This is a genomic window from Vibrio sp. AND4, from assembly GCF_000171815.1.
Taxonomy (GTDB): Bacteria; Pseudomonadota; Gammaproteobacteria; order Enterobacterales; family Vibrionaceae; genus Vibrio.
The window spans coordinates 75160-89093 of the sequence record NZ_ABGR01000002.1 but is presented as its reverse complement, the minus strand read 5'-3'; the positions used below and the strand labels follow the sequence as shown (position 1 = coordinate 89093).

General features: G+C 44.9%; 9 protein-coding genes. 5 read left to right on the top strand and 4 right to left on the bottom strand.

The features are described 5' to 3' along the window. The first annotated feature begins 149 nt into the window (after nucleotides 1-149). Nucleotides 150-554, top strand: a complete 405-nt coding sequence (locus AND4_RS03160; protein ID WP_009841456.1) for a hypothetical protein — start codon at nucleotides 150-152, stop codon at nucleotides 552-554. Nucleotides 555-648: 94 nt separating this feature from the next. Here the strand turns inward: AND4_RS03160 and AND4_RS03155 are convergent, their stop codons facing one another. Both AND4_RS03155 and hrpA read right to left on the bottom strand, forming a co-directional pair. Continuing rightward, nucleotides 649-1128 (bottom strand): porin family protein, encoded by a 480-nt coding sequence (locus AND4_RS03155; RefSeq protein ID WP_043991468.1) that lies wholly within the window; start codon nucleotides 1126-1128, stop codon nucleotides 649-651. Between the two features lie 212 nt (nucleotides 1129-1340). Then, entirely contained in the window at nucleotides 1341-5372 is a 4032-nt protein-coding gene (gene hrpA, locus AND4_RS03150) for an ATP-dependent RNA helicase HrpA (protein WP_186004042.1), read from the bottom strand. A gap of 399 nt (nucleotides 5373-5771) precedes the next feature. Here hrpA and AND4_RS03145 point away from each other — a divergent pair, with 399 nt between their 5' ends. Further along, nucleotides 5772-7787, top strand: a complete 2016-nt coding sequence (locus AND4_RS03145; protein ID WP_009841453.1) for a M4 family metallopeptidase — start codon at nucleotides 5772-5774, stop codon at nucleotides 7785-7787. A 50-nt stretch (nucleotides 7788-7837) separates the two neighbouring features. Here the strand turns inward: AND4_RS03145 and AND4_RS03140 are convergent, their stop codons facing one another. Next, complete coding sequence (locus tag AND4_RS03140; protein ID WP_009841452.1) at nucleotides 7838-9661, bottom strand: ricin-type beta-trefoil lectin domain protein; 1824 nt, start codon at nucleotides 9659-9661, stop codon at nucleotides 7838-7840. A gap of 331 nt (nucleotides 9662-9992) precedes the next feature. Here AND4_RS03140 and AND4_RS03135 point away from each other — a divergent pair, with 331 nt between their 5' ends. From AND4_RS03135 to AND4_RS03125, 3 genes are all read left to right on the top strand, one after another. Further along, nucleotides 9993-10343 (top strand): hypothetical protein, encoded by a 351-nt coding sequence (locus tag AND4_RS03135; RefSeq protein WP_009841451.1) that lies wholly within the window; start codon nucleotides 9993-9995, stop codon nucleotides 10341-10343. Between the two features lie 23 nt (nucleotides 10344-10366). Beyond that, complete coding sequence (locus AND4_RS03130; protein ID WP_009841450.1) at nucleotides 10367-12307, top strand: alkaline phosphatase D family protein; 1941 nt, start codon at nucleotides 10367-10369, stop codon at nucleotides 12305-12307. Between the two features lie 174 nt (nucleotides 12308-12481). After that, the gene (locus AND4_RS03125; protein ID WP_009841449.1) at nucleotides 12482-12922 is read left to right on the top strand and encodes a TerB family tellurite resistance protein; all 441 of its coding nucleotides are present in this window, start codon (nucleotides 12482-12484) and stop codon (nucleotides 12920-12922) included. Nucleotides 12923-13004: 82 nt separating this feature from the next. Here the strand turns inward: AND4_RS03125 and AND4_RS03120 are convergent, their stop codons facing one another. Further along, nucleotides 13005-13535 (bottom strand): 3'-5' exonuclease, encoded by a 531-nt coding sequence (locus AND4_RS03120; RefSeq protein ID WP_009841448.1) that lies wholly within the window; start codon nucleotides 13533-13535, stop codon nucleotides 13005-13007. Between the last annotated feature and the right edge of the window lie 399 nt (nucleotides 13536-13934).

Here is a 13934-nt window from a genome sequence, read left to right as displayed (position 1 = left end):
GTTGAGCTGCTTGGTTCTGCTATACTTAACGGCATGGCGACAGGAGCTTGCCCTTCGGCTTCAGTTGCTGCGGAATCAACTGCTCTTCGCCAATACTAGATGTTACGCCACGAGTTCAAAACGGGGTCCACTGCGACAAGAGGGTATTCATGTCTAAATTATATAAAATAAGTGCATTATTTTCCGGAGCCGCTATCAGTATGCTGTTGATTGGGTGTGCGTCGTCAAAAAACAAGGATAATGTTAACGCGCTTAGCATCAAGACCTCCGGCGACACCGTGACAGAAATCCGACAAGCAATTAATACGATTCAAGGTTTCGAAGCAGCGCCAGAAATTGCCTCTAATACGTTTGAAATCAATTCTTATCTATTGATCGATTCTGGTCAATTAATGGAGGATTACGATAGGCCACTGGATGATGCAGAATCCAAGTTATTCGATCAATACACTCTGCAACTTAGGGGCGACGAGTGTGGGGTTTATTTCGCAAAAGACGACAAATTCATCCCTCTAACCAATATAAAATGTCGGCCGAATCCAATTCAGGATTGATGCAAAACGTGCCGTTCTCACAAATGGCTCCTAAAATAAAAAACACCGGCGCTATGCCGGTGTTTATTAAGTAAATCTTCGAAAAGCTCGATGATTATAGGAAGTTCAGAGACGCATTTAGAGAAAACGTACCAACGTCGTCCTTGTCCGTGTTGTAATTCATGTAGCTTGCACCAATAGACACAGGACCGAAAATAGCGTATTCAGCACCTACACCATACATAAGATCGAAATCATCGTCGTTTTTACCGCCAGATACTTTCTTATCCCACTGATGAAAACCACCTTTTGCGTATAGCTGCAAAGGGCCAAAATCGATACTAGGTTTCAGCGCTGCATAGTAAGAAGTCAACTTAGTTTCTTTACCTGCAACCTTAAATTTACCGTGCTGAGTCACGCCTGCCTCAACACCAAGAATTGGCAGGATACCTGTACCTACGTGTACAGAGTAAGACGTGTCTGTTTTACCTTTGTAGTCAGACTGACCAACAGAAGCGCCACCATAAATCCATGAATCTGCCATTGCAGCAGAAGAAGCACTTAAAAGTGCGACTACCAATAGGGTTTTCTTCATCATCAACCTTTACTCTTTTTTGATTACCCACATCTGCACCAAGCAGAGGTAAGTAGTGCTAATACGAAGGAGGCAAAATACTGCCTTATTCGTGACTAAAATTACTTGTGGGCGATAACTAGCAATTACGATACCAATCTAGCCTATCACTGGACAAACCATTGATAAGTCAATAAAGCCCACAAGAAAACTGCCGCTATTTTACTTAACAATTAGCAAGCATCAATCGCATTTTTGACACGTTTATCAGAAACTGGGTACGGGGTACCCAATTGTTGAGCAAAAAAGCTTACGCGAAGTTCTTCAAGCATCCAACGGATCGCTTTGACGTTCTCCGGAATCATCATGCCTTTTGGAATTTTGTTCAACAACTCTTTGTAATCACTCGTAACCGATTCTACTTTCAACATGTGCAAACGGTCTTTGTTTGGATCGATCGGCAACTTCTCCATACGACGCTCAATCGCGCGCATATAGCGTAGAATATCTGGTAGTCGTTTCCAACCACATTCTGTTGCAAAGCCTTTAAAGATCAACCCTTCAATTTGCGCTTTAATGTCCGACAGCGCGAACGCCATAGTGAAATCGATCTTTCCTTTTAACTTCTTATTAATATTGAAAGCCGTGGTAAGAATGGTTTCTACTTGCTGCGCAATTTCCACCACAGTATCGCCGAGCTCAGCACGAACGTGTTCTTTTAACGCATCAAACTTCTCTGGCTCCCAAACCAAACCGCCCTGCTCTTCAATAAGCTTGTCTACACCACATGCAATGCAGTCATCAATCAGATCCAGCACTTTGCCGTATGGGTTAAAATACAAACCTAGTTTCGACTTGTTCGGTAAATTAGAGTGCAGATATTTGATTGGCGACGGCACGTTCAACAAGATCAGACGGCGCTGACCCGCTTGCATTGCCGTGACCTGCTCGTATTCGGTCTCGTACAGTTTGATTTCAACACTGTCTTTAGAATCCACAATCGCTGGGTACGCTTTAACGTCGTAACCGCCGCGTTTTTGTTGATACACCTTTGGCAGGTCACCGAAGCTCCACGTATGCAGGCCTTGTTGCTCGATGTCGTCATCCGCGACTTTGGAAAGCGTCTCTTGGACTTTATCTTTCAAGCTTTCTTTCAATTCGTGAAGATCTTTATTTTCCTTCAACTTGCGATTTCGATGGTCAACCGCGCGGAAAGTCACCTTTAAGTGCTCCGGAATTTGATCCATATTCCAGTCCTCACGCAGAACCTCTACACCTGTCATGCGTCGAAGCTCTTTCTCTAATGAATCAAGCAATGGTGCTTCCATTGATGTTACACGGGCCAAAAACGCATCGGCGTAATTTGGCGCAGGAACGAAGTTCTTACGCACCGTCTTCGGCAGCGATTTAATCAAGCTCACAACAAGTTCATGACGTAAACCCGGGATCTGCCAATCAAACCCTGCTGGTTCAACTTGGTTCAAGATCGGTAGAGGCAAGTGAACAGTGACACCGTCACTATCATCACCCGGTTCAAACTGGTAGCTCAGTTTAAGTTTCAGGTTGCTTTGATACCAGAAATTAGGGTAATCCAAATCGGTCACATGGCTGGCATCGCCCTTGAACAGCATCTCTTTTTCAAAGTTCAACAGCTCATTGTTGTCTTTTGATGCTTTCTTCCACCACGTATCGAAGTGTTTGCCAGAAACAACCTCAGTACCAACACGTTGATCGTAAAAATCAAACAGCTCATCGTCATCCACCAAGATGTCACGACGACGGGATTTGTGTTCAAGTTCTTCCACCTCTTGAAGAAGCTTGCGGTTCTGCTTGAAGAACGCGTGTTTGGTTTCCCACTCACCTTCCACCAGCGCGCTACGAATGAATAATTCACGACTGACAGTAGGATCAATACTGCCGTAGTTCACCAAACGCTTAGGTACAATTGGTACGCCATAAAGCATCACTTTTTCGTGTGCCATGACTGCTGCGCGTTTCTTCGACCAATGAGGCTCACTATAGCTACGCTTAATCAGGTGCTTCGCTAAGGGTTCAATCCACTCTGGTTGAATTTTAGCAATGGTACGCCCCCAAAGTTTTGAGGTTTCCACCAACTCAGCAGACATAATCCACTTAGGTTGTTTCTTGAACAGACCCGATCCAGGAAAGATATGGAAACGAGCGTTACGCGCACCTTGGTATTCATTCTTTTCTTGGTCTTTCATACCGATGTGTGACAGCAAGCCAACAAGGATTGCACTGTGCACACCGTGATAAGACGCTGGCTCATCGTTAAGTTTGAACTCCATCTCCCGCATAGATTGGTGAATTTGGAAGTAAACATCTTGCCACTCACGTACACGCAGGTAGTTCAGGAAATCTTGTTTGCATTGCTTACGGAATTGATTACTCGTCAAGGATTTTTGCTGTTTCTGGATGTAATCCCACAAGTTCACAAACGTCAGGAAGTCGGACTCTTCATGGAAGAAACGTTTGTGCTTGTCATCTGATGATTGCTGCTTATCACTTGGACGCTCACGCGGGTCTTGAATCGATAATGCTGCTGCTATGACCATCACTTCTTTCAACGCACCTTGTTTAGGTGCTTCCAACACCATACGCGCTAAGCGTGGATCGATTGGCAAACGTGCAAGTTGACGGCCGACACTAGTTAAACGTTTCTTACTGTCTTGAGAGGCGGAGCCCTTAGTTTCTGCATTAATCGCACCAAGCTCTTCAAGCAAACGCACACCGTCTTGGATGTTACGCTTATCAGGCGCTTCCACAAATGGGAAAGCTTGAATATCGCCCAAGCCAAGAGCGGTCATCTGCAAGATAACCGATGCGAGGTTGGTACGAAGGATCTCAGGATCAGTAAATTCCGGACGTGACTCAAAGTCTTCCTCTGAGTAAAGACGGATACAGATACCCTCTTCCACACGACCACAACGACCTTTACGTTGATTCGCACTCGCCTGAGAAACAGGCTCAATTGGAAGACGCTGTACCTTAGTACGGTAACTGTATCGGCTAATACGCGCGGTACCTGGATCGATTACGTACTTGATACCAGGAACCGTCAGCGAGGTTTCTGCTACGTTAGTTGCCAGTACAATTCGACGCCCTGTATGAGCTTGGAAAATCTTGTTCTGTTCACCTGCGGACAAACGCGCGTAGAGCGGCACAATTTCAGTGCTCTTCAGGTTACGTTTAGACAGAGCATCGGCGGTATCACGAATCTCACGCTCACCGTTCATGAAGATCAAGATGTCACCTAAACCCTCATCGCACAGTTCATCAACCGCTTCAAAAATGCCTTCAAGTTGATCGCGATCGTTATCATCATCACCGCTGAGTGGGCGGTAACGTGTGTCCACAGGATAAGTTCGACCTGATACCTCAATAATGGGGGCATTGTTGAAGTGTTTTGAAAAACGTTCTGGGTCGATGGTGGCCGACGTGATGATCACTTTCAAATCAGGACGGCGTGGTAACAACTCTTTCAAATAGCCCAGAATAAAATCGATATTAAGACTGCGCTCGTGGGCCTCATCGATAATGATGGTGTCGTACTGATTCAAGAAACGGTCATGCTGAATTTCGGCCAGCAAGATACCGTCCGTCATCAATTTGATTTGGGTATTTTCAGAGATCTGATCGTTGAATCGAACCTTATAACCAACAAACTCGCCAAGCTTGGTTTCCATCTCTTCGGCAATACGGTTCGCAACCGACCGCGCCGCAAGGCGACGAGGCTGAGTATGACCAATCAGACCGAATTTACCGCGACCAAGCTCAGCACAGATTTTTGGTAGCTGAGTGGTTTTTCCTGAACCGGTTTCACCAGCAACGATCACCACTTGGTTTTCTTCGATCGCTTTCGCAATGTCGTCGCGTTTTTGGCTGACTGGCAGGATTTCAGGGTATTCAATCGTTGGTTTGTAGCTGCTGCGCTGCTCCACGACCATCATTGATTTGGCAATATCTAGTGCGATTTCATCAAACACAGCGTTACGTGCTTCGTCCTTTTTGATTTTACTCGCACCAGAGATTCGTTTACTCAAACGGAAGCGGTCACGCATCATGCACTGGTCAAGCGCTTTACGTAATGACGCCGCGTTATTCACTTGAGCTTGTGGTACTGTGTTCTTAGAAGTTGGTTTTTTAATTGCATTAGTCTGCTCCGCTTTGGCATTTTGCGCACCATTTGACGGTTTCACTTGCTCTTCGGCGGGATTCTTTTTTTGAGGCTGTGACGAGGTCAAAGCGTTTCCTATTCTTTTCATTACATAAAACTGCGCGGATTATAGCACATAAGGGCTTACTTCGACGCAGCAAATGTTGCTCTGCTCAACAATAATCCAGAGCTTGCTAACGTTATTCCTAGTAGGCCTTTTATAACTTCCCTATGTCACTGTAATTATTGGCAACTTTTGACTGTAAAGAGTATATCTAACTTTACTTTCTATCTGTTATTAATTCCTACAAAGCTGATTTTTCGAGCTTTAGTTGAATAAATTTTACACAGTTTATAAATTTAATTTGAACCAACCTCAAATATTCAATCCGTTGCGTTTCGCCATTTTTTGTTTTTGTCTTTACCTTGTGCACACATTCACATGGTGAATGTGAAACATAAATATAAAACTTTAAAAAGGTTAATTATGCGAAACGTCACTCTATTATCGCTTGTCCCCCTCGCCTTCGCTTCACAGGCGGCCCAAGTTTTGGAACACTCTCAGATCGATATATCAGAAGCACTCAATATTGCTGGTGAATCATCATACATTCCAGCGAATACCGCTCTCAGCTTCCGAAACATCAACCAAGTAGAAATTGGCAAACAAACATTGGTTCGTAAACAACAGTTGTATTTTGGAGTCCCACTTTACGGTCACTCTGTCGTAGCGAACCTCTCTGCGAAAGGCTTTGCGCAATCTATCGACGGCAATGTAGTGGTAGGGATAGATGACGACTTGGACTCGACACTTCCCATGATCAGCGCCAACCAAGCGATTGAGATTGCTAATAGCAGGCAACATGGTTTTGCGTCTAACAGATCTCCAAAAAATGATGCTAGTGCGGAGCTAATGGTTTGGCTTGACGAACAAAATACCGCTCACCTTATCTACAAAGTAGACGCGTTAAAAACGATCAATCTACACCCTTCTCGTCCTATAACACTCGTCAATGCAAAATCTGGTCAAATTATGGACCAATGGGAGGGCCTTGCATTTATTGAAGCTGAAGGGCCAGGCGGCAATCAAAAAAGTGGCCGTTATTACTTTGGTCCAAATACCAAATTTGGAGGGTTCCGCGTCGATCAATACTGTCAGATGAACAGCGAAAATGTCCAAACAATCGACATGAACAATAAACAGTGGGGTGGCCAAGTTCACCGTTTCAATTGTCATGTGAATAACTACCGAGAAATCAATGGTGCATATGCACCAATGAACGACGCACACTACTTTGGCCAGCGTGTCTTTGACATGTACAGAGAGTGGCTTGGCGCACGGCCCATTCAACAAAAGCTCACTATGCGCGTTCATTATGGTTCAAATTATGGCAACGCATTCTGGGATGGTCGTCAAATGACCTTTGGGGATGGCAATAACGCTATGTACCCTCTTGCAACTTGGGATGTTATCGCGCACGAAGTTAGCCATGGCTTCACTGAGCAGAACTCTGGGTTGGAATACCGCGGCATGTCTGGTGGCATGAACGAGTCGTTTTCTGACGTTGCAGCCGCTGCCCTCAGCCAATATGTGCATGGTGACTTCAACTGGAAAATGGGGGAACACGTGATGAAATATTCACCAGCAATGCGTTACTTCATCAACCCAACTAACGATGGCGCCTCGATTAGTCATGTGAGCCAATACTACCATGGCATCGATGTCCATCACAGCTCTGGTATCTTCAACAAAGCCTTTTATCACCTAGCGACAAGTTCAGGCTGGAGCATCCAAAAAGCATTCATGGCTTACGCAACCGCGAACCAACTATATTGGACACCAAACTCAAACTTTCAACAAGGTGCGGAAGGCGTATGTAAAGCGGCGCAAAAGCTGGGATATGAGAGCACAGCAGTCACCATTGCTTTCTCTCAAGTTGGCGTCCAAGTAACAAACTGTGAAAACAGCCAACCGAATCCGGAACCACATCCAGACACTAACGTAACCGAGCTTTCATTCAACACTCCTGTTGCCATCCGAAGTACAGAGGGCGAACAGCACTTTGTCCTTCGTCGCACCACTAGCGACGAAGTTTGGGCACAAACTTACAATGGCTTCGGCGATGTCGAACTCTACGTGGCTATCGACCGACCAGCGACACCTGCGGACTATGACTGCTCATCAACCAACATGGGAAATGAAGAAGCTTGTGGCTTTGCTGGCATTCAAGGCAGGGACATTTATATCACGGTGATAAATGCCCTGCACTCTTCCGATGCTTACGTCATCGCACGCGAGAATTATGGAAAGCCGCAGCCAAACCCAAAACCGCAAGACCTGTGTGCAACGATTCAAGAATGGTCGCCTTATCATTACTACCCTGCAGGCTCATCTGTGAAGTACTGGGGGAACCGCTTCCTTGCAACACAAGAGAACTGGGGCGCCGATCCATATCAAACCTACTGGTTATGGACTTTCGAAGGCAGTTGTCACGGCAATTAAACAACTGTAAGCATAGCCCGCTACCTTAGCGGGCTGTATTTTTATTCCACCTAATCAAAGTACCATTCGCTACCTTGTACGTCGGCTACCACGAGCCAAGTTCGCTCATTCCATTTTAAAGCATTATCAAGACGGTTTTTTAACTGTCCATTTTGCCATCGCCATTGCTGAGTAGGAGACGTATTACATCGCTCAAGTGTGATGCCTAAGCCTCTTTGATCTAGACATAGATCTGGGTTACTTTTGCTCACTAATTTTCCAGCAGAAGTTAACTTCCATTGTTGATTATCTCGGCCATTGCAACGCCAACCAAATATTCTTGAGCCCTCACCTTCTGCACTGTATTCCACATCCAGACACTGAGAGCCATTCTCCGTGTTAGTTTTTATGGTTTTCCACTGGTCTTGCTCATCCTTTTCCCCCGATGAAGCAGCAAAAAGAGCGGAGACTACTGCTGTCATTGGTTGTGTGAAGCGAGAAGCACGTGGCGCTTGGTATTGCCAATTTTGTGGAATCGGTAGCGACATATCCCATTCACCATACCCATCATAATAAGATTTTGCGACTGCCATCGGTGTTGGCGTCCACAGAAAATCTGGATGACTATTTTGATACCACTCACCACCGATCACTTGCCCATTTGCATCGACTTCAAGGTCGTAATAATACGTCACTTGCGAGATACCATCATAACGAGGCATGTCGGTCGAGCGATGCGTTGGATAAGTTTCAACCATATATTCGATTTGCATTTGGACGCCAACAATAGACGCCGCAAGAGGTGAACGATAGGAAGAGAAACGATCTTTATCGTAAGATTCCAAACTGATTATGGCGTCCGCAGGGTTGGTTGCTGAACGGTAAGTTTGTGGATTGAAATATTGCAGGCTATAACCCAAAATAGGTTGGTTCCAAACTTGATAATCGTATGTGGCATCCATAATCAAGCTACGCCCAGATAACCCCAACTGGTTTAACACCGCCAAATGCCAACTGGCAGGATTAGTGTCACCGCAGTCAGGCTCAATAACGCGCCCATTTTCATCTTTTTCTGGGTTCTTTACGTTGCATCGTCCGCCAATAAACCGAGTTTCGAACGGCGCTTCTGCCCAAAGTAGCGTTCCAAGTGCCTTGATGTCCGAGGGATAAAACTTTAACGGTTCACCATTTGCGTCTGGAACGGTGACGGGTTTCGTCGGACGCGGAAGCATATAAGCTGCCGCAGCCCAGCCGTGACATAGCCCCATCCAACGCTCTACGTACCCACCAGATTCGTAGTACCCTTTGCCCGAATCCCATGAACGTTTTGACAAAGTGAATTGATTATCACCAACCAATAAATCGTATTTTTCTGCAGGGGATAAATCCTCTCTATCTTCGCCCTGAAAAGAGAATACGGGCTTTTGAATATGTGAAAAATTAAAATGTTCTTTCCAATTATTGGCTCTGAGTTCTCTGTCTCCGTAACGCCAGGCGGCAGCACCAGAATACAAAGGCCAATACGTATCGGACCAGGGTTGTACATGAAGTCGCTTAGAATTTGGTATATGACGGTACAACTCATCCAGATTGCGAATCAAACCATACCCTAGATCCACCAGGCGAGCTGGATTGTCATTACTGAGGTTCGCAGATCGCATGGAGTGCGCCCCCGATGTCGCTCTCATCACGATGGCATCACGCACAGATGCTTTGATGGATTCTGATTCTTCCATGTTAACGGCGGGATACGGGTCGCCCTCTTTTTGGGGTAACGCATTCATCACTTGAGATGGGTTCTCATGAAAAGCACTCATGAAAACTTCGATGTCACTATCAGCTGCTGTCACCCCAAATGCGGGGTAAAGCAAAAGTAAGGTAGTTATTCGCTTCATTCCTGAACTCTATTTTCCATCAATTAAATTCTTTATCGATAATAGTTCCTATTACCAACCGATGACGTAGAGTGCTCAGTTCCCATATCGAAATCAACCAACTCATCGGACCAATAATCCAATTCGTGATTTGTTCCGTGAAGAATCGTTGGATTTATCAGCAGATTTATTTAAAACGAAAACTATTTAAAACGAAGTCTATTTATTATTACAACGGGCTAAAGATGTGATGACAATGCAAGCAAATAAGACTGTACAGCGATTAAATGGCTTAGTTTTTTTTCAATTCACGGATACAATAGAAAACCAATGAACAACGCCGTAGTGAATTGTGAAAGCATCTGAACTCATCACCATTATCAAAAACTTACCTAAAGATAGCGACCCCGACATCGTGATGGGGGAAGAGTGGTTACCCGAACGTTTGGAAAACACCACACTTGACGGTGACATGCTGTTTATGCATTTCGATAACGCACCAGAAGATGGTCAGGGCGAAGAAGAAGGCCGGGGTTTTGTCGAGCATGAGGTTGAATTAATACGCACTCGCCTTCAGCAAATTCTTGGTGAAGATAGCGACAATACTTCAAAAGCCGATGCAATGTTAGGCTTGTTTCTGATGGGGCATGAACTCAGTAGTTCGCAAGTTATCGAAATACTGGAAGAAGATGCAGAACACTAAATCAGGATAAATAGGAAAACGCTTTGCCTACATCGCTCAACACCAATGAACAATCAACGCTTCCCTTGATTGTTGCTGGGCCGATTTTAAGAAAAGTCTCCACGACAGAGGTGAATATTTGGTTGGTTACAACGCAACCTCTCGAAGGCTTTGTTGAAATCAACGATGCTCGCACCGGAGAGCATTACTATTTTCATCCAGTATTTGCAGAGCATCAACTGCAAGTTGGAGAGCACGCATGGGTATGTATGCTGACCCTGCAAGGTGAATTTCCCAGTCAGCGAGCGCTGCGCTATCAACTCCATACTCAAGCGGGATTATTAACTGATCTGATGCCACACCTTACCTACGGTGAAGACAAACGCAAATCGCAAGGTATTGAGTTCTTAATTAGCGAAAAAGCTGACTATGTCTTACACGGCTCTTGCCGTAACCCACATCACTTTAGTAAAGACACGCTTGTCCAAGCGGATACAAAAGTGGCGAGCCAGCCACTTGAAGACCGACCAGACTTGCTCATTATGAGTGGCGACCAAATTTACGCTGACCATGTAGCGGGCCCTACACTGGATGCGATCGAGCAGTTGGTCGATTTACTGGGCTTACCTGATGAAGAGTTTGAGCAAGCACCATTTAAAAACACGCAAGAGCTGTATCAAAGCCCAAATTGCTTTTATGGCCGAGATAACATTCTGCCCCACTACGTCGACGATGGAAGCTTACTGAGCAAGTTCTTACCTCATCGTGGCACGCCCATCTTCAGCTCGCGCGAATGTGAAAACCATTTAATCAGCTTTGCCGAGTTGTTCGCGATGTACCTACTCGTTTGGTCACCAGTGCCTTGGACTTTGGTCAATCGTCAGCGTTTATTCGATAAGCAATTTACCATCGGCGGGAGAGCACTAGAGCCCAAATGGCAACAACATTGGCGTGAAGAGAAAGTACATATCGACGCTTTTGTTGCAGGGTTAGACAAGGTCCAACGTCTGCTGGCACACGTTCCTACCTACATGATCTTTGATGATCATGATGTCACAGATGATTGGAACCTTACGGTTGGCTGGGAAAAGTCAGCCAATGAAAATCCTTTCTCACGCCGCATTATCGGTAATAGCTTGATTGCTTATTGGTTGTGCCAAGGTTGGGGTAATGCCCCAGAAAAATTTAACGCCTCATTTATGGCGCTTGCCCGGTGTTACTTTGAAAAGCTCACCCCAAAGTCTCAAGACGAGTTCATTGATTATCTCTATCGCTTTGAAGATTGGCACTACACAATTGAGACTTCACCAAAAGTAGTAGTGCTAGACACGCGCACTCGTCGTTGGCGTTCAGAATCACGCATGAATAAACCCTCAGGCTTGATGGATTGGGAAGCTTTGATTGAATTCCAACAAGAGTTGATGCATCAAGACAAAGTGATCATCGTCTCTGCCGCGCCAATGTTCGGCGTGAAGTTTATTGAAACTCTGCAACGCATCATGACGGGCTTTGGTCAGCCGTTGCTGATTGACGCAGAAAACTGGATGGCGCATCCTGGAAGCGCGAATACCTTAATCAGTATTTTCACTCACACCAAAACGCCAACCAATTTCGTCATTCTCTCTGGTGATGTGCATTACTCTTTTGCTTATGACATCAAATTGCGTTTTCGTCGCAATAGCCCAAACATCTATCAAATCACCTGTAGCGGAATTAAGAACCAGTTTCCTGCTCAATTGCTAACCGCTTGTGACGCGCTCGACCGCTTACTTTACAGTCCACGCTCACCGCTAAACTTATTCACTAAGCGTAAGCGTTTAAAGATTTTTAAACGAGCGCCAAGCAATCACAACTTCTATCGACTCGTGAATCAAAGTGCGATTGGTGAGCTAAGATTAGATGAAGAAGGAAAACCTCTTAATATCAGCATTTTAACTGGAGAAGGCGAATCGATATATTTCCCCCCGACAAAAGCCGAGGAATAAATCTGCGTTATTGCGGTCAAAAGAAGTGTTGGTCAAATATGCCGCTTCTCTCGTAAGAGTTCTTAACCAAAATCCATCAATCCCTTGAGATTAGCTCAGACTATTACCATCTTATACTTGAGTAGTTTCAAATTTCTTGGGTACAAATACACAGATAACAACTTGGTGTTCAACATGTTTAATTCGCTTACTTCATTATTTAAACAACTTATTGATGGCGCAGACCTTAGCCAGTCCAACACGCTGTCACCCAACATGGCAATTGCGTGCTTACTTTGCGAAGTTGCTGGTGCAGATCATCAAATCGACGCTAGAGAGCAAGCGACCAATCACTCTTTGATCATGAAGTTGCTCTCACTGACGGAAGAAGAGACTGATGCTCTCCTCACTCAGGCTCAAAACAAAGCGAGCGAATCGACCTCTCTTTATGACTTTACGTCTCAGTTACGTGAACTTTCGCAGGAAACACGCTACCAAGTGATTAAGAGCATGTGGGAAGTCGCGTACGCTGACGGTGAAATTGATCCGTTAGAAGACGCGGTCATTCGTAAAACGGCTGAACTGCTTTATGTTGACCACAGCGAATTTATCCGAGCAAAGTTGCAGTCACAGTAAAGTAGGATCAATAAAAAAACGCGCCACATGAGCGCGTTTTTTTGTCTCTATTTTCGATGAAAGGATTGGTGGAAACAGAAACTCATAACATGGTCAATGCAAGTTTCGCTAAGTTGTAGGCGTCCACATAACCGGAATGCTGGCGACCTTCCCACACAATGCCTTTTGCTTCTTGAGCCGCTTTATGACCAATGCGTTTGTCTTTAAGACGGTTCTGAATACGATATAATGTCGCTAGATTAATAAACTCAGTAAACGGCGCGTCAATGCCCTTTTGTTGGCACTCTTCAAGTAAAATAACATCATCACGTCCCCAAGAAGCGTAAATTTTATTGCGACCGCCGAAGTTCTTTAGCATCGACTTCAGCACTTCTTCTAATGGCCGACCTTGCTTTTCAATCTTGCGTGGTGTGATGCCAGTTAACTCAGCACAGAACAGAGAGACTTCATCATGCTCTGGTTTCACGTAGTATTGCGCGCGTTTTACGATTTCACCTTTCGACAAATCTAATTCAGCCAAACCAACTTCAATGATCTCGCCCGTACGACCCACGCCGTTCTCATTCCAGCAGCACATTTCTAAATCGAAGCAGACGATGCGGTTATGGTTCATAGTTTGTCTTGATTCCTAACGTAAACTTGAAAGCTTAATATTTTAACGTAACCAATGCCAAAACTCGAATTAGCTCGCTGATTTAATCGCCAATCGATACTGAATCCCGGCCATTTTTTACTTTGGCTACACCGTAAGTCCATTTTATGGAGCAAGCTTTGATAGAGCATTGAGCCCGATGTTTTTATTCAACGTGATGAGAAGCTAGATATCGTTCAAAAAACGCTCCATTGGACAGTGTTACATTTCACCTAGTGCGTCACAATTTTTGCTTTCAACGCTGCAATACTGGCGGAAATACTGTGTTACATGTGGATAAACATCAAGCAACAAGGTTTACCTCCTCACCTGATCGTTGGTTTTTCATACGAATCACGCGCCACATTCACGAATTATTAC

Excerpts from the sequence above, each read along its gene's own strand:
- AND4_RS03160 (WP_009841456.1), top strand. The coding sequence starts at position 150 with ATGTCTAAATTATATAAAATAAGTGCATTATTTTCCGGAGCCGCTATC.
- AND4_RS03155 (WP_043991468.1), bottom strand. The coding sequence starts at position 1,128 with ATGAAGAAAACCCTATTGGTAGTCGCACTTTTAAGTGCTTCTTCTGCT.
- AND4_RS03145 (WP_009841453.1), top strand. The coding sequence starts at position 5,772 with ATGCGAAACGTCACTCTATTATCGCTTGTCCCCCTCGCCTTCGCTTCA.
- AND4_RS03140 (WP_009841452.1), bottom strand. The coding sequence starts at position 9,661 with ATGAAGCGAATAACTACCTTACTTTTGCTTTACCCCGCATTTGGGGTG.
- AND4_RS03125 (WP_009841449.1), top strand. The coding sequence starts at position 12,482 with ATGTTTAATTCGCTTACTTCATTATTTAAACAACTTATTGATGGCGCA.
- AND4_RS03120 (WP_009841448.1), bottom strand. The coding sequence starts at position 13,535 with ATGAACCATAACCGCATCGTCTGCTTCGATTTAGAAATGTGCTGCTGG.